Genomic DNA, 16837 nt, shown 5'->3' with positions numbered 1-16837 from the left:
GGCCGTCAGGCGGAGTCGCGCCACACGATCGCGGAGTCGAGGAGCATCTCGTTGGGCGCTGACACACCGCGGATCTGGTCGAGCACGAGGAGCGCCGCCTGGCGGCCGAGGCCGGCGGCCGGCTGCCGCACGGTCGAGAGCGCAGGCAGCGTGCGCTTCGCCCACGCACTGTCGTCGAAGCCGACGACGCCCACGTCGTCGGGCACGCGTCGGCCCGCGGCCCGCAGCGCCTCGAGCGCCCCGGCTGCCACGGCGTCGGATGCCGCGAACACGCCGTCGATGTCAGGTGCGCGCTCGAGCAGTGCCTGCATCCCGTCGCGGCCGGCCGAGTAGGAGTAGAGCGGAACAGCCTCGACGAGTCGCTCGTCGAAGCGGTCGCCGAGAGCCGCGGTGAATCCTGCGAGCCGGTCGGCGCCGGAGTCGCGGTCGAGCGCGGCGGCGATCATGCCGATGCGCTGCCGGCCGGTGCCGATGAGTCGTTCGGTGATCGCGCGGGCGGCACCGCTGTTGTCGATGATGACGAACGATGCCGTCGAAGCCCCCGGCGGGTGTCCGACGTAGGCGGCGGGCACCGCGAGGCGTTCTACAACGCGGCTGATCGGATCGTTGGCCCGAGCCGAGACGATGATGACCCCGTCGACGAAGCCGCCCGAGAGGTAGCGGGCGACCCTGTCGGTGTCGCGCTCGGAGTCGACGATGAGTACCACCATCTGGTGGTCGGCCTCGGAGAGCGCGGTGTTCGCGCCGAGCAGGATCTCACCGATGTTCGGGTCCTCGACGAACAGCGCGTGGGGCTCGTGCACGATGAAGCCGACGGCTTGGCTGCGCTGCATCACGAGGTTGCGGGCTGCCGTGTTCGGCACGTAGCCGACCTTGACGATAGCCGCCTCGATGGACTCGCGCGCCGCGGCCGACACGTAGCGCTCGCCGTTCACGTAGCGGCTGACGGTACCCCGCGACACGCCCGCTTCGACGGCGACGTCATGAACTGTCGCGCGCTTCGGTCGTGGGGTCGGGATGCTCACGCACTCACTGTACTTGTGATCGATGCTTGACATCGGGTCGACGCGCTGGCATTCTGTGTACGTTCACAGACTCTCGAAGACGAGTTCGTCTCCTGAAAACTGTGCACGTTCACAGAGATCTCACACAGCGACCCGGGAGCACCTTGAACCACCACGCAGCGACGCTGGCACCGAGCCCGATCGGGCTCCCCGTTCCCGCCGAAGCAGCGGCCCGTCCCCGCTTCGTCCATCAGGGCATCGCGTTCGGCTGCGATTACAACCCCGAGCAGTGGGAGCCCGCGGTGTGGCGTGACGATGTCGCCCTCATGCGCGACGCCGGTGTCGACCTCGTCGCCATCAACATCTTCGGCTGGTCGGCACTGCAGGGCCCCGATGGATCGTTCGACTTCACCGCGCTCGACGAGGTCATCGCACTGTTGCACGGCGCGGGCATCCGGGTGAACCTCGGCACCGCGACCGCGTCGCCGCCGCCGTGGCTGACCACACGGTACCCCGAGATCCTCCCCGTCATGGACGACGGCACCACGCGGCACCCGGGCGGACGACAGGCCTGGTGTCCGAGTTCGCCGGTGTTCCGTGAACACGCGCTCGCGCTCGTCGAGGCCGTCGCGAAGCGGTACGCCGACCACGAGGCGGTCGCCCTCTGGCACGTCTCGAACGAGCTCGGATGCCACAACGCCCTGTGCTACTGCGACACGAGCGTGCGTGCGTTCCGTGCCTGGCTCCAGCGCCGGCATGGCACGATCGAGGAGCTCAACCGGGCGTGGGGCACGAGCTTCTGGAGCCAGCGCTACACCGACTGGAACGAGATCGGTGCGCCGCGCCTGACGGTCTCGACCCGCAACCCGGGCCAGGTTCTCGACTTCCACCGGTTCTCGTCCGACGAACTGCTCGACTACTACCGGGCAGAGGCGGCCGTCATCCGCAGGCACAGTGACCGGCCGATCACGACGAACTTCATGGTCACTGCGCACGTCAAGAATCTCGACTACTGGACCTGGGCGCCTGAGATGGACGTCGTCGCGAACGACCACTACCTCGACCATCGGCTCGGCGACCCGCGCACCGAGCTCGCATTCGCCGCCGACCTGACCCGCGGACTCGCCGGCGGCGAGCCCTGGCTCCTCATGGAGCACTCCACGGGCTCGGTCAACTGGCAGCCGCACAACCTTGCAAAGGCGCCCGGCGAGATGCTGCGCAACTCCCTCGCCCACGTTGCCCGCGGCGCCGACGCCGTCTGCTTCTTCCAGTGGCGCGCGTCGCTGCAGGGCTCGGAGAAGTTCCACTCGGCCCTCCTCCCGCACGCAGGTACGGACTCCGAGCTCTGGCGCGAGGTGCTCGAACTCGGCGCGATCGTCGACCGCCTCGAGGAGGCCGCCGGCACGCGTGTCGTCGCCGATGTGGCCCTGCTGTTCAGTTGGGAGGCCTGGTGGGCGAGCGACGCCGAGAACCGGCCCACCCACGCGATCGAGTACCTCGACCAGGTGCACGCGCTGTACGCCGCGCTCCACGAGCTCGGCGTCACGGTCGACATCGTGCGCCCGGGCGCCGATCTCACGGGCTACGCGCTCGTCGTGGTGCCTGGCCTGTATCTCGTGCGCGGCGATGAGGCCGCAGCGGTCGACGCGGCCGTTGCGGCCGGCGTCCACGCCCTGGTGACCTTCTACAGCGGCATCGTCGATGAGCACGACCGGGTGCGCCCTGGCGGCTACCCCGGCGCGTGGCGCGACCTGCTCGGCATCCGTGTGGAGGAGTTCGCGCCCGTGCTCCCCGGCACCGCGCTCTCCCTCGAGTCCGGCGCCTCAGCATCGCTCTGGGCTGAGCGCATCACCGCGACGGATGCCGCGGTCGTCGACGTCTTCGCCGACGGCCCTGCCGCGGGCCGCCCCGCGATCACGCGCCGAGTCGGGGCATCCGGCAGCGGAGCCGGCGACGCCTGGTACCTGGGCACGCTGCTCGAGGCCGGCGACCTGCGCGCGCTCGTCGCACACGTGATCGCCGGTGCTGGCGTCGAGGCCGAGGCCGGGGCATCCGCCACGGTCGAGATCACCCGCCGAGTCGGCGACGACCGGGCATACCGTTTCGTCGTGAACCACGGCGCCGACGACGTCGAACTCGCCGCACGCGGCGTTGAGCTCGTCACCGGCGACGCCGTGACCGGATCGCTCACGGTTCCTGCTGGAGCCGTGCGCGTCATCAGAGAGGAAGCTTCGGCATGACCGCCCCCGTCACCACTCCCGCCGCCGGGCGCGCTGGCCCGACTGGCACCGATGCCTCGCCGACGCGGACCCGCCGACGCCTCCAGCATCCGGGTGCCATCATCGCGTTCGTCGCGCCGTTCGGCCTCCTGTTTCTGCTCTTCTACCTCGTGCCCATCGGCTACGCGGTCTACCAGTCGCTGCTCATCGTCGAGCGTGAGGGCACGTTCGGCGAGGCCACCGAGGTCTTCGGCGGTCTCACCCAGTACGCGCTCGTGTTCCAGAGCGAGCCGTTCTGGAGCTCCGTCGGCCGCATGTTGATGTTCGGTGTCGTGCAGGTGCCGATCATGCTCGGCCTCGCACTGCTGTTCGCCCTGCTGCTCGACTCACCCCTGCTGCGCGGCAAGAAGTTCTTCCGCCTCGCGTTCTTCGTGCCGTACGCGGTGCCGGGCGTGATCGCGGCGATCATGTGGGGGTTCCTGTTCTCGCCGAACCTCTCGCCGTTCCAGGCGCTCACCCGCGAGGTCGACTTCCTCTCTGCGGACCTGGTGCTCTGGTCGATCGCGAACGTCGTGACGTGGGTGTTCGTGGGATACAACATGCTCATCATCTACTCGTCGCTCCTCGCGATCCCGGCCGACGTCTACGAGGCGGCCGTGCTCGACGGCGCAGGACAGGCGCGCATCGCGTGGTCGATCAAGATCCCGCTCGTGCGGCCCGCGCTCATCCTCACGGCCATCTTCTCGATCATCGGCACACTGCAGCTGCTCGCAGAGCCGCAGGTGTTCCGGTCGTTCAGCTCGGCGGTGACGAGTACCTACACGCCGAACATGACGATCTACGCGACCTCCGCGATCCCGAACGTGAACCTCGCCGCGGCGTTCTCGGTCGTGCTCGCCGTCGCGACGTTCGTCCTCTCCTTCACGTTCCTGCGCATCACCCGACGGAAGGCAGAAGCATGAGTGCCGCGATCGACACCGATGCCCCCCGTGGCGCCAAGGGCGGCCTCGAGTCGTCCGACGAGGACCACAGCCGCATCGCGCCCGTCGGGCGGGGGCCCAAGGAGCGCTTCATCCCGCGTGCCGGCGCGATGCTCGTCATGGGCGTCTTCACGCTCTACTTCCTCATCCCGATCTGGTGGCTCGTCGTCGCCTCGACGAAGGACCGCGCCGACTTCCTGGGCACGAACCCCCTGTGGTTCGCCGACTTCGCGTTCGTCGACAACGTCGCCGCGCTCTTCGCGTACCGCGACGGCGTGTACCTGAAGTGGATGCTCAACAGCCTGCTCTACGCGGGGCTCGGCGCGCTCGTCGCGACGCTCCTCGCGGCGATGTGCGGGTACGCACTGGCGAAGTACCGCTTCCCTGGCCGCGAGGCGATCTTCAACGTCGTGCTCGGCGGCGTGCTCGTGCCGGCCACGGCTCTCGCGCTCCCGCTGTTCCTGCTGTTCAGCCGGGTGCAGCTCACCGACACGTTCTGGGCGGTCTTCCTCCCGAGCGTGGTGAGCCCGTTCGGGGTGTACCTCACGCGCGTCTTCGCCGAGGCCTCCGTGCCCGACGAGCTGCTCGAGGCGAGCCGCCTCGACGGCGCAGGTGAGGTGCGTACTTTCTTCACGGTGTCGATCCGTCTGATGTTCCCGGCGCTCGTCACGGTATTCCTCTTCCAGTTCGTGGCGATCTGGAACAACTTCTTCCTGCCGCTCATCATGCTGCGCAGCGAAGAACTGTTCCCCGTGACCTTCGGCCTGTACGCGTGGAACTCGTCCATCAACCAGTTCCCCGAGCTCCGCAGCTTCGTGCTGGTCGGGGCGCTCCTGTCGATCATTCCCTTGATCGTCACCTTCCTCCTGCTTCAGCGGTACTGGCGCACCGGCCTCGGCACGGGCGCGCTGAAGTGAGAACCCCGTCCGGCAGCATTCGGACGGCCAACCCCACCGAGATAAGGAACACCATGCGTCACACCAAACGAGCGGTCACTGCAGCCCTGCTCTCGACCGTCGCGCTCGCGCTGGTCGGATGCTCCGCCGAAACCGGAGCTTCGGACAACAACTCCGCCTCCTGCGAGCCCGCAGACGGCGATGTCACCCTCACGTTCACGTCCTGGATCCCCGGCATCGAGGACGCCGTCGCGATCTGGAACGAGCAGAACCCCGAGATCCAGGTCGAGGTGCAGACCGGGCCGTCGGGCAACGCCGGCACGTACCAGAACTTCTTCAACCAGCTGGAGGCCGGCAACGCACCCGACCTCGGCCAGATCGAGTACGACGCGCTGCCGAACTTCCGAGTGCAGGACGGTCTCGAGGACCTCGCCGCGTGCGCGGACGTCGTCGCAGCCGAGGACCAGTTCGTCGACTGGACCTGGGGCCAGGTGACCCTCGGCACCGATGACGAGGTCTACGGCGTGCCGCAGGACCAGGGCCCCATGGGCCTCTTCTACCGAAGCGACCTCTTCGAGCAGAACGGCATCGAGGTGCCGGCGACGTGGGAGGAGTACAAGGCGGCGGCAGAGAAGATCCGCGCGCTCGGCGGGTACATCACCAACTTCTCGCAGACCGACATCAACCAGTTCGCGGGCTTCGTCTGGCAGGCCGACGGACAGTGGTTCCAGAACGACGGCGACGCGTGGACCGTCGACCTGACGGGGGAGGAGTCCACCAAGGTCGCCGACTACTGGCAGGAGCTCATCGCGAACGACCTCGTCTCGACCTACCCGGCCTGGACCGACGAGTGGAACAACGCCTACAACTCGGGCGAGGTCTGGAGCTGGAACTCGGCGGTATGGGGTGCGAACTCCATCGCGAGCGGTGCTCCCGACACGTCGGGCAACTGGTCGGTCGCACTCGCACCGCAGTGGAACGAGGGCGACGCCACCGCCGGCAACTGGGGCGGTTCGTCGGTCGCGGTCTTCAAGGGCACCGAGCACCTCTACGAGGCCGCCAAGTTCGCCCTGTGGCTGAACACCTCTGAAGAGGGCCTCACGTCGCTCAACCAGACGGCGCAGATCTACCCCGCGACCACCGCCGGCCTCGAGCTGCCCGTGCTCAAGGAGGGCGTGGAGTTCTACGGCGGCCAGGCGATCTACGACGTGTTCGCCGAGGCGGCCACCCAGGTGAACCCCGACTTCGTCTGGGGTCCGACGATGACGCAGACGTACGCCGACGTCGCTGACGGCTTCAAAGCCGCCGCGAGCGGTGACGGCACGCTGCTCGACGCACTCACGAAGGGCCAGGAGTCGACGATCTCGACCCTCGAGGCCCAGTCGATCCCGGTCGCGGAGTAACCTTCCGCCGTGATCCATCACCTCCGTGCCGCGGGCGTCAGCGTGGTCGTCGACGCCCGCGGCACGGGCGTGCCCGCCGTCGTGCATTGGGGTCGTGATCTCGGGGCGATGGACGCTGACACCCTCACGGCCCTCGCCGAGGCATCCGTGCCCGCCGTGCCCCCGTCCTCGATCGACACGCCCCTGCGACTCACTCTTCTGCCCACGGTGGGGGAGGGCTGGTCGGGGCGGCCCGGACTCCAGTTGTTCCGCGATGCGGCGGGTACCGACGGCCTCGCCGCTGCGCGAGCCCTACGTGCCCCGCGGCTCGAACTCCTCCCCGATTCGGTGTCGATCGCCGGCGACGGCGATGCCGTGGACGGCGGCGCGCTCACCTTCGCCCTCGTCGACGCCGACGCGTCCGTCGCGGTCTCGACCCGCGTGGAGCTCGCGCCCCACGGCGTGCTGCGTCTGCGCCACCGCATCGAGAACCACGGGAGTTCGCCGCTCGGCGTGGGTCGTGCAGCCGCCGTGCTGCCGCTGCCACGGCGTGCGCGCGAAGTGCTGGACTTCAGCGGGTTGTGGAGCCATGAGCGGCGACCCATCCGACGAGACCTCGAGCACGGGGTGCATGCGCGGGAGTCGCGTCACGGCCGAGGCGGTCACGACGATGCGTTCCTCATGGCAGTGGGCACCCCGGGCTTCGGGTTCCGCCACGGCGAGGTATGGGCGGCGCACCTCGCATGGTCGGGCGACACCGACCTGTGGGTCGAGCGCTCGGCACTCGGGCCCACGACCCTCGGCGGCGGCGAGCTGCTCGCGCCCGGCGAAGTGGCGCTCGCGGCAGGGGAGTCGTACGAGACGCCATGGACGGTGGCGGTGTACTCGTCGGAAGGGCTCGACGGGCTGTCCGACCGGCTGCACCCGTGGGTCCGTTCGTGGTCCACCATCACGGGTCGACCACGACCGGTGGTGCTCAACACGTGGGAGGCGGTCTACTTCGACCAGTCGATGGAGAGGCTCGAACCCCTCATCGACGCGGCCGCCCGCGTCGGCGTGGAGCGGTTCGTGCTCGACGACGGCTGGTTCCAGGGCCGCCGTGACGACCGCCGCGCACTCGGCGACTGGACCGTCGATACGGCCGTGTGGCCCACCGGGCTGGGTCCGCTCATCCATCGGGTTCGCGACGCCGGGATGGACTTCGGCCTCTGGGTCGAGCCCGAGATGGTGAGCGTCGACTCCGAGCTCGCGCGCGATCACCCTGACTGGGTCCTCGGGCGCCACGGGGACCCCGAGTGGCGCTACCAGCGGGTGCTCGATCTCAGCGCTCCGGGCGCCGCCGACCACGTCTTCGATCGCCTCGACAGGCTGCTCGCCGAGTACGACATCGCCTCTCTCAAGTGGGATCACAATCGCGACCTGCTCGGCGGTTCCGCCCACGCGCAGACGCGCGCCGCATACGACCTGATCGATCGCCTCCGCGCCGCACACCCAGGTGTCGAGATCGAGTCCTGCGCCTCGGGCGGTGCGCGCATCGATCTGGGCATCCTCGAACGAACCGACCGGGTCTGGCCCAGCGACACCAACGACCCGCTCGAACGGCAGTCGATCCATCGCTACACGAGCCTCGTCGTGCCTCCCGAGTACCTCGGTGCACACCTGGGCGCTTCCCGGGCGCACACGACATGGCGGACGGCGGAGCTCTCGTTCCGGTTCGCCACGGCGCTCTTCGGCAGCGCAGGCATCGAATGGAACCTCGCGTCGGCGACCGAGGACGAACTCGCGGCCGTCGGCAGGTGGGTCGCCGCGTACCGGCGACTGCGGCCGATGCTGCACTCCGGTACGGTCGTGCGAGTGGATGCCGCGGATCCGGCGCAACTCGTCCACGGCGTCGTGGCATCCGACCGCCGTCAGGCGATCTTCTCGGTCGCCATGTCGGGATCTGCTGACACCGCGCTGCCCCCGGCGGTGCGGATGCCGGGTCTCGACCCGGACGTGACGTACACGGTGCGCGTGCTGGACTTCGGGCCCGTCCGAACGGTGCAGGACGCGAATCCTCGGTGGTTCGACGCCGGTGAGGCACGGCTCACCGGGCGGCTGCTCGGCGAGGTCGGACTCCCGATGCCGCTCCTCGCCCCTGAGAACGCGATCGTGCTCGAACTCGATACCGCGTCTGACCCATCGGCGGTCTGAGCGCACTTCGCCGCGGCGAACCTCCCGGTGGCGGTGCGGCCGCCTGGCCCGCTGGCACCGAGCATTTGATCACTCGGCGACAACTCGGCGCGATCCGATCCCAATTCGGGTCGAGGGTGGTCGAGCGGACTCGAACCGTGACGTAAACTGGGTGGACCATCGCAGATGGCTCGATCGAGAAATCTCGATCCGACGAGTGATCATTCGAGGGATGACTGCCGAAAGGCAGTCGGTGCCGCGGGGTGGAGCAGTTCGGTAGCTCGCTGGGCTCATAACCCAGAGGTCGCAGGTTCAAATCCTGTCCCCGCAACAACAATGGGCCGGTCAGAAGAAACTCTGACCGGCCCTTCGCATCGGCACGTTCGAATACCGCGTTCAGGCTGGTTTCAGCGGATCACGGATACGCTTCAACACCCCTTCGATGCGACAATGGGGAGGGTGCCAGCCACACGGGAGGAACCTGCGTGAGCCCACACACTGAAGTGCCTTCTCGACACGATGCCCGAACTCGGGCTTCGAGAATACGGCGCGCGGTTCTCGTGGCGGCGATCGTCTCCACCGTCGCGGCGCTCACCGGCTGTACCGATGGGTCACCCGACGCATCCGGGTCGCAGACCCAGGGCTGCGGCACCGAGGTTCCGTTCGATGCGCAGAACTTCGTCGATCCCACGCTGAACACGAATCCCTACTATCCGACCCAACCAGGGCTGCAATGGGTTCGGGGCGGCTCGACGCTGGTGGGCGGACGCGAAGTGCCCTACGAGGTCATCTCCACGATGACCGACGTCATCCGGGTCATCGACGGGGTCCCCGCCATCGCCATGCTCGACGAGGGGACGGATTCCGGCGAGATCAATCAGGTGGGCATCGACTACTTCGCATTGGACCGTGATGGCAACGTCTGGATCCTCGGTGCGTATACCGAGGACTACGAGGGGGGCGAGTACACCAACACCGAGGACGCCTGGCTCGGTGCTGCGAAGGGCCAGACGCTCGGCATCCTCGCCCCGGCCGAGGTCACGATCGACACGCCCATGTGGTGCATCGGTGAAATACCGGGCGAGGACGCCGAGGTGGGCATGCCCGCCGAGATCGGGACGCAACAGTGCGTGGCATTCGGATGCTACGACGATGTGCGCGTGGTTCAGGAGGGCACGGCCGGCGCGCCGGACAACGAGAACAAGTCGTACGCCCCAGGGGTCGGGGTGATCAAGAACGTGCCGTTGGATGCGAGCATCCACAAGGACCGCTTCGAGCTGCTGAACTTCGTCGAGCTCAGCCCCGCCGGACTGACGGAGGCGAGCAACATGGTGTTGGCCCTTGAAGCCCATGCCCGCGAAAGCGCCGCTCCGGAGGTGTTCGGCGCCGCACCCATATCGACCCGGGCGGAATAGTGAGTACCGCACCAGCCGTGCACCTGACGGCGGTGTCCAAGTCCTACACCCTGGCAGGGGCAGATCCGATCCTGGTGCTCAGTGGGGTGAACCTCACGATCGAATCCGGTGAGAAGGCGAGCCTGATCGGGCCCTCGGGCACCGGGAAGTCGACGCTCCTCGCACTGATCGCGGGTCTGCTCGAGCCCGATTCCGGGACGGTCGAGATCGACGGCAAGCCGCTGACCAGTCGGAGCGAGCGTGAACGGGCCGACGTCCGGGCGCGAACGATCGGCATCGCGCTGCAGTCGGACAACCTCATCCCCTTCCTGTCCGCCAGCGAGAACGTCGAGCTCGCGCTCGGTTTCGGCGGCGAGGTCGCACGACGTCGCGCGCCGGCTGCCGCACGTGAGCTTCTGGAGCAATTCGGCGTCGGTCACCGTGCCGACCATCTCCCGCGGCATCTCTCGGGCGGTGAGGCGCAGCGAGTCGCCCTTGCCGTGGCGACGGCCAACCGTCCCGCCGTGCTCTTGGCCGACGAGGTCGTCGGCCAACTCGACGCTGAGACCGCCGAGCACGTGATCGACACCGTTCTCGCTGTCGACCTCGCTGTGCTCTACGTCACCCACGACACCGCATTGGCCGACCGCGTCGGATCGCGCTACCAGATCACCGACCACCAGGTGCGACGCCGATGAGCCTTTCCGAGAACTCCGTGAGCGCGCATGACCTCGTCGTCGTCTATCGGACCGCGCGTGGAACCGTGCGGGCGTTGAACCACAGCAGTCTCGTGGTCGAGGGCGGTGGGACGGTCGCGATCATGGGCCCGAGCGGTTGCGGCAAGTCGACGCTGCTCGGGCTGCTCGCCGGTCTCGCCAGACCGACATCGGGAACCGTCACCATCGGCGGCACAGAGATCTCCTCCCTCAACGAGAAGGCTCGTATCCGGTTCCGCCGCGAGAACCTGGGCATGGTGTACCAGCAGGACAACCTGATGCCTCATCTCACCGTCGAGGAGAACGTCGGCCTGCAGCTGGCCATCGCCCGACCGGGCCAGCATCCCGACGGCGATGTCCACGCGCTCCTCGAACATCTCGGCCTTGCCGTACTGGGCGATCGGCTCCCCGACCAACTGTCCGGTGGGCAGCGCCAGAGGGCGGCGATCGCGCGCGCCGTGATCCACCGACCGGCGGTCATCCTCGCCGACGAACCCACCGGATCGCTCGATCCTGACAACGCGGAGCGTGCGATCGACACCCTGATCGACAGCCAGCGAGCGATCGGCGCCACGCTCGTGCTCGTCACCCACGACCCGACGGTCGCCGCTCGCGCCGACAGGATCATCGCGCTCGAGCAGCCGGCCCTGAATGACGCGGCGACCGATGCTGACTAGGTACGTCGTCACCGACCTGTGGCGCAACCCGCGCCGGACGCTCTCGGCGCTGATCGGGGTGAGCCTCGGCATCGGGCTGTTCTGCGGTGTCCTGTTCTTCGTCGACGGACTCTCCGCGTCGATGACGCAGCGAGCGGTGCAGCCGCTCGCGCTGGACATGCAGCGCATCGTCACCGAGAAGGCCGCCGACAGCATCACCCTCACGCAGCAGATCGATGGCACCGGCATCCTCCGTTCGGGCGAACGCACGTGGGTGGACCTCACGGTCCGCAACGACGGCACCGTGCAGTCCAACGACGTCACCATCAGGTCGGTGCCTGCAGAGGGCCTGAACTTCGTCGTCGCGTCGGCAGCGCTCGATGGACGGCCGATCACGGGCTTTCCCGACAATCCCCTCGCGTCGGGACCGGGCAAGGCCGGGTTCAACCTCGGGACGCTCGCACCTGGAGCCATCCACAGCATCCGGTACGCCGTGGAATCGGCTACTGAGACGCAGCTCGACGACTCCAGTGTCGCTTCGACCTACTCGAGCCGTGAGTCCGTCCTGCCGGTGGCCGCGAACCGACCGCCCTCGGCCGGGTTGAGCGACCTCGCCGTGCGAATCGCGGAACTGCCCGGCGTGGCCCACGCCAGCGAGCTCTCCCTCGCGGACCTGGGCTCGGACACCCTGACGACCGCATCGTCGACCGCGTTCGGCCCGACGAGGATCTTCGGGTTCGACGAGGCGTACGCCGGCAACGATGAGACGATCTCCATCGTGGCCGGTGCCCTCAGCGCCGACGGTGCGGTCGTGAGCGCAGAGGCCGCGGATGCGCTGGCCGTGGCACCGGGCGACTCCGTGACCGTTGCGTTGCCCGACGGGTCCGAGCTCGAGCTCGAGGTCACCGGGGTCGCGGACCTCTCGCGGTCGCGATCGCTCTTCTCGAGCCGCAGAGGCGGCGATCTCGAGACCTTCATCTACAGCCGGAACTCTGTGATCGTCTCACCGGCGCTGTTCGCCGAGCGCGTCTTCCCCGCGTACGAGCGCGCGATCGCGCAGGAGGGCGCGGGGCGGTTCAAGAACCCACCCCTGCAGGAGATCGACATCACGGTCGACCGCGAGCTGCTCGATGCCGATCCGGCGACGGCGGTCGGCGAGACCCGCGCCATCGCCGGAGAGGTGATGGGTGTGGCCGCCCCGAGTCCGGATCACCTGCTCGACAACATCACGAACACCCTCGACGTCGCAACCGGTGACGCGGGCACCGCGAAGAGCCTGTTCGTCTTCCTCGGGGTGCCCGGAGGGATCCTCGCCGCGATCCTCGCGGCGTATTCCGGCAGCGTGCTCGCGCATGCCCAGCGACGCGAGCAGGCGACCCTTCGGATCAGGGGTGCGAGCCGCCGCCACCTGCTGGGCATGCTCGCCGTCCGCACCGTTCTGCTGACGTCCGTGGGCGCGGTCGTCGGGCTGATCACCGGCTACATCGCAGCCGGTGTCATCCTCGGACAGGACTCGTTGGCCCGAGCCAGCAACGCCAGCCTGATCACGTCGGCATGGGTCGGGACGCTCGGCGGTTTCCTGGCGACCGGGCTGGCGCTCTACCTCACCGGCCGCCGATCGATCGACCAGGAGATCAACGACGACCGAGCGCGCCTGCGAGAGCGAGCCCCGCTGTGGCGGCGCCTCCGGCTCGACCTCGTCGCGGTCGCAGTGCTGGTCCTCGGCACGGTGATCGCGCTGCGCATGAACGCGTTCAGCGGGGCGTCGGGGTCGGTGTACTTCGGGCGCTCCGTCCAACTGAACCTCGCGCTGCTGCTGCTGCCGCTCGCCGTCTGGCTGGCCGGCAGCCTGGTCGTCGCGCGATTCACCGGTGGCGCATTGACCCGCCTTCGGCCTCCGTCGAGTTCGGTGTTCGGTCGACCGGCGCCTGGACTCGTGCGCCGCAGCGTCGGCCGGCGTCCGTGGGCGATCAGTACAGGCGCGATCGTGGTGTCGCTGATCGTCGGCCTGGCGGTCAGCCTCGCCGCCTTCACGGCGTCATACGACGCCGCGAAGGCCGCCGACGCCAGGTACGCCAACGGGTCGGACATCAGGATCACGCCGAGGCCGACATCGAGCCGCACGTATGCCGCCGCTGACGCCGACGTGTTCCGCTCGGCGCACCTCTCCGAGGTGACGCCGGTCGTCTACGGGGTGAGCAACGTCATCCTGCGCAGCGCCCGCACCTCCGATCCGGCGAACCTCGTCGCACTCGACCCAGGTGGCTTCGCGACAGTGGCGCCTCTGGATGAGGCCGTCTCGTCGTCGCTGCCGATCCTCGAGACCGACCCGAATGCGATCCTGGTCAGCGTGGAGATGGCGGACTACCTCCACGCGGAGGTGGGTGACCCGCTGTTCGTCCTCCTCGTTCGCTCCACCAGCGAGCAGGTCGAGGTGCAGATGACGATCGCCGCGCTCTTCGAGCGCGTCCCGGGGTTCCCCGACGGGGCCGACGCCGTCATGAACCTCGGCCGGCACACCGAACTGGTGCCGTCGAAGGATCCGGACTTCTTCCTCGCATCCACCGGGCCCGACGAAGCAGCGCTGGACCGAGCGGTCGATGAGCTCCGCGCCGGCCCCGGGTCGGCCGACACGCTTCAGATCGACACCAGGGAGACGACGTTGGATCGGGACCAGTCGAGTCTCGCCGCTCTCAACATCTCGGGGCTGGTCGCCCTCGACTCCGCCTTCGCTCTCGCCATGGCCACCGTGACGATGGTCGTATTCGTCTTCGGAATCCTGCTTCAGCGCCGGCGGGAGTACGTCACGCTCCGCGCGCAGGGTTTGGGGCACTCGACCGTCAGATCGCTGATATCCGCCGAGGCCGCGCTCACCGCGCTGGCCGGGACGCTGGGCGGGATCCTGGTCGGTGGTGTCATGGGCTACTACTTCGTGATGGTGCTTCGGCCGCTGTTCGTCTTGACCCCGGCGTACATCCTGCCGTTCGGCGACCTCGTCCCGATCATCCTGCTCGTCCTGGGCGCGACGCTGGTCTCGTCGATCGTCGCGTCCCGATTGGTCAACTCGTTGAAGCCCACCGAGCTCCTGCGTGATGAGTGAGCGAGGTGAGGACGACGAGTCGCTGCGTCGCCCGGGTCATCGCGACGTAGCGGTCGACCGCGCCCTCGACACCCGTGCCGAACGTCTCGGGGTCGATGAGGACGACGAGGTCGAACTCGAGTCCCTTCGACACCTCGGGGGTGAGCCACCGAACGCGGGGAGTCTCCTCGAATGACTCGGGCGCGGGGTGATCGGCACCGATGACGCACGCGATGCCGTCGGGATTCGCATCGAGCCAGGCTTCGACGATCGCGCCCAGCTCCGAGGCATCCCCATATTCGATCGGGATGCCGCTTCTGCGGATCGAGGTCGGCACATTGGCATCGGGGAGCACGGCCCGGATGACGGGCTCCGCCTCGGTCATGACCTCGTGCGGCGTTCGGTAGTTGATGCTCAGCGCAGCGAGCCCGACCCGGTCGAGGCCGACCCGAGCGAGGCGTTCGTGCCACGACTCCGTGAACCCGTGCCGGGCCTGCGCGCGGTCGCCGACGATCGTGAAGCTGCGCGACGGGCAGCGGACGAGCAGCATCTGCCATTCGGCGTCGGTGAGTTCCTGCGCCTCGTCGACGACGATGTGCGCGAAGGGGCCGGCGAGCACGTCGGGGGCCGACGTGCGAAGCGAGGACTCGTCGATCAGGGAATTCTGGGCGTCCTGTCCGCGCAGCATCGACATCAACAGCAACTCGCTGTCGTCGGCAGCGATCAGATCGTCGACGACCCGGGCGTACCGCTCGCGTTCGGCGGCGATCTCGGCGTCGAGACGTCGCCGCCGCAGTGACGCCTCGGGGTCGCCGATGCGCTGCCGTGCCGCGTCGAGGAACGGAAGGTCGGACACCGTCCATGCTCGCGCGTCGTCGCGCTGCAGCGCCGCGACGTCGGACGGCGTCAGCCACGGAGCGCACTCCCGCAGGTACGCGGGCACCGACCACAGATCGGCGACGACGCCGGCTGCGTCGAGGAGCGGCCAGGCCATGCTGAACGACGCGCGGAGCTCGGTGCTCTGCGCGAGCGACCGGCGGAGCAGCTGTCCCGGCACGTCCTCACGCTCGTGGTTGTCGACCAGGATCGCGAGCAGCGCCTCCCAGACTTCATCGCGTGCCTCATTGTGCGGAGTCCCCGGTTCGGGGGCCTCGAACGCCTCGGCCCAATCGTCGGGACTGATCCAGACGTCGCACCAGGGAGTCTCGACCACCGTCTCCTCGGCGGGCGGCGCCTCGTAGTGCCCGACCGCGGTTTCGATCGCCCGCACGAGGTCGGCCGAGGACTTCAGGCGGGCCACCTCGGCATCGGTCTCGATCGCGGCGGCGGCTCCGCCGGGGACGAGGTCGCGCAGCGTGCAGGTCTGCACACCCTCCTCGCCGAGGCCGGGGAGGACATCGGAGACGTACTCGAGGTACGGCTGGGACGGGCCGACGAACAGCACGCCGCCTCGGCGATGGCCCAGCCGAGGATCGGAGTACAGGAGGTAGGCGGTTCGGTGCAGCGCCACGACGGTCTTGCCTGTGCCCGGACCGCCGTCGACGACGAGGCCCCCGCGAGAACCGGCGCGGATGATGGCGTCCTGGTCGGCCTGGATCGTGCCGAGCACGTCGCGCATGCGGCTCGATCGGTTGCCTCCGAGGCTGGAGATGAAGGCGGACTGGTCGTCGAGGGCTGCGCGGTGGCCCTCGAACCCATCGGGTGTGAACACCTCGTCCCAGTAGTCGCTGATGCGGCCGCGGGTCCAGCGATACCTGCGGCGGCTCGCCAGTCCCATCGGGTCGGCATGCGTCGCGCCGAAGAACGGCTCGGCCGCGGGTGAGCGCCAGTCGATGAGCAGTCGGCGACCCGCGCTGTCGGCGAGGCCGAGTCGGCCGATGTAGACGGGTTCGCCGTCGCCCTCGGGAACGATGTGCCCGAGGCACAGGTCGACACCATAGCGCCGCAGGGTGCGCAGGCGGGTGGTCAGCCGGTGGATCTCGAGATCCCGGTCCAGCGCCTGCTCGCCGCTGCCGCCGGGTTCCCGGCGCTTCGCGGCGAGGCGCTCGGACAGATCGGCGATCGACTGCTCGAGGCTCGCGGCGATCGCCGCGAAGCGCTGTTCATCGACGGCGATCAGCGCCGGGTCGGCCTTGTCTGTCAGTCGATCGGGAAGGTTGAAAACGCTCGTGGTCAGGGCTGCTCCTCGTTGACGTGGTCGAACGCGGTTGGCGCGTCGAATTCGACTGACCATTGTGCGCCAGGACCGGGGCCTTGCGGCAAGGCCCCAGGTACCCGATAATCTGAAAGTGGAGAGCACAGCGTGCTCTCCTTCTTCGTACCCCGCGCGACGACGCACC

General features: G+C 68.7%; 11 protein-coding genes and 1 tRNA gene. 10 read left to right on the top strand and 2 right to left on the bottom strand.

Annotated elements, in window-relative coordinates:
* Window positions 1-5: 5 nt before the first annotated feature.
* Window positions 6-1058: a LacI family DNA-binding transcriptional regulator gene (locus LSF15_RS11820; RefSeq protein WP_232498737.1), complete on the bottom strand. Its 1053-nt coding sequence runs from the start codon at window positions 1056-1058 to the stop codon at window positions 6-8.
* A gap of 110 nt (window positions 1059-1168) precedes the next feature.
* On the opposite strand from LSF15_RS11820, the gene LSF15_RS11815 reads away from it, so the two are divergent.
* From LSF15_RS11815 to LSF15_RS11770, 10 genes are all read left to right on the top strand, one after another.
* The gene (locus LSF15_RS11815) at window positions 1169-3244 is read left to right on the top strand and encodes a beta-galactosidase (protein ID WP_269756399.1); all 2076 of its coding nucleotides are present in this window, start codon (window positions 1169-1171) and stop codon (window positions 3242-3244) included.
* Window positions 3241-4185 carry a carbohydrate ABC transporter permease gene (locus tag LSF15_RS11810; RefSeq protein ID WP_232498736.1) on the top strand — a complete coding sequence of 315 codons (945 nt, stop codon included), beginning with the start codon at window positions 3241-3243 and terminating at the stop codon, window positions 4183-4185. Before LSF15_RS11815 ends, LSF15_RS11810 begins: the two co-directional genes overlap by 4 nt.
* A 128-nt stretch (window positions 4186-4313) precedes the next feature.
* Complete coding sequence (locus LSF15_RS11805) at window positions 4314-5120, top strand: carbohydrate ABC transporter permease (RefSeq protein ID WP_372459995.1); 807 nt, start codon at window positions 4314-4316, stop codon at window positions 5118-5120.
* Between the two features lie 53 nt (window positions 5121-5173).
* On the top strand, window positions 5174-6502 hold the full coding sequence (locus LSF15_RS11800; RefSeq protein WP_232498734.1) for an ABC transporter substrate-binding protein: 1329 nt from the start codon (window positions 5174-5176) through the stop codon (window positions 6500-6502).
* Between the two features lie 9 nt (window positions 6503-6511).
* Window positions 6512-8674, top strand: a complete 2163-nt coding sequence (locus tag LSF15_RS11795) for an alpha-galactosidase (RefSeq protein ID WP_308188465.1) — start codon at window positions 6512-6514, stop codon at window positions 8672-8674.
* Window positions 8675-8910: 236 nt separating this feature from the next.
* Window positions 8911-8984, top strand: a tRNA-Met gene (locus LSF15_RS11790).
* A gap of 229 nt (window positions 8985-9213) precedes the next feature.
* Window positions 9214-10068, top strand: a complete 855-nt coding sequence (locus LSF15_RS11785; RefSeq protein WP_232498733.1) for a hypothetical protein — start codon at window positions 9214-9216, stop codon at window positions 10066-10068.
* Window positions 10068-10745, top strand: coding sequence for an ABC transporter ATP-binding protein (locus tag LSF15_RS11780; RefSeq protein ID WP_232498732.1), 678 nt, complete (start codon window positions 10068-10070; stop codon window positions 10743-10745). The genes LSF15_RS11785 and LSF15_RS11780 overlap by 1 nt, the downstream gene beginning before the upstream one ends.
* Window positions 10742-11440, top strand: coding sequence for an ABC transporter ATP-binding protein (locus LSF15_RS11775; protein WP_232498731.1), 699 nt, complete (start codon window positions 10742-10744; stop codon window positions 11438-11440). Before LSF15_RS11780 ends, LSF15_RS11775 begins: the two co-directional genes overlap by 4 nt.
* On the top strand, window positions 11430-14519 hold the full coding sequence (locus LSF15_RS11770; protein WP_232498730.1) for an ABC transporter permease: 3090 nt from the start codon (window positions 11430-11432) through the stop codon (window positions 14517-14519). Before LSF15_RS11775 ends, LSF15_RS11770 begins: the two co-directional genes overlap by 11 nt.
* Here LSF15_RS11770 and helR read toward each other — a convergent pair.
* Window positions 14479-16731 carry an RNA polymerase recycling motor ATPase HelR gene (gene helR / locus LSF15_RS11765; RefSeq protein WP_232498729.1) on the bottom strand — a complete coding sequence of 751 codons (2253 nt, stop codon included), beginning with the start codon at window positions 16729-16731 and terminating at the stop codon, window positions 14479-14481. The two genes, LSF15_RS11770 and helR, sit on opposite strands and share 41 nt — an antisense overlap.
* Between the last annotated feature and the right edge of the window lie 106 nt (window positions 16732-16837).

Origin of the sequence: Agromyces humatus, assembly GCF_021228295.1 — a bacterium.
GTDB classification, from domain to species: domain Bacteria; phylum Actinomycetota; class Actinomycetes; order Actinomycetales; family Microbacteriaceae; genus Agromyces; species Agromyces humatus.
This window is presented reverse-complemented; position numbering and strand designations above follow the sequence as displayed.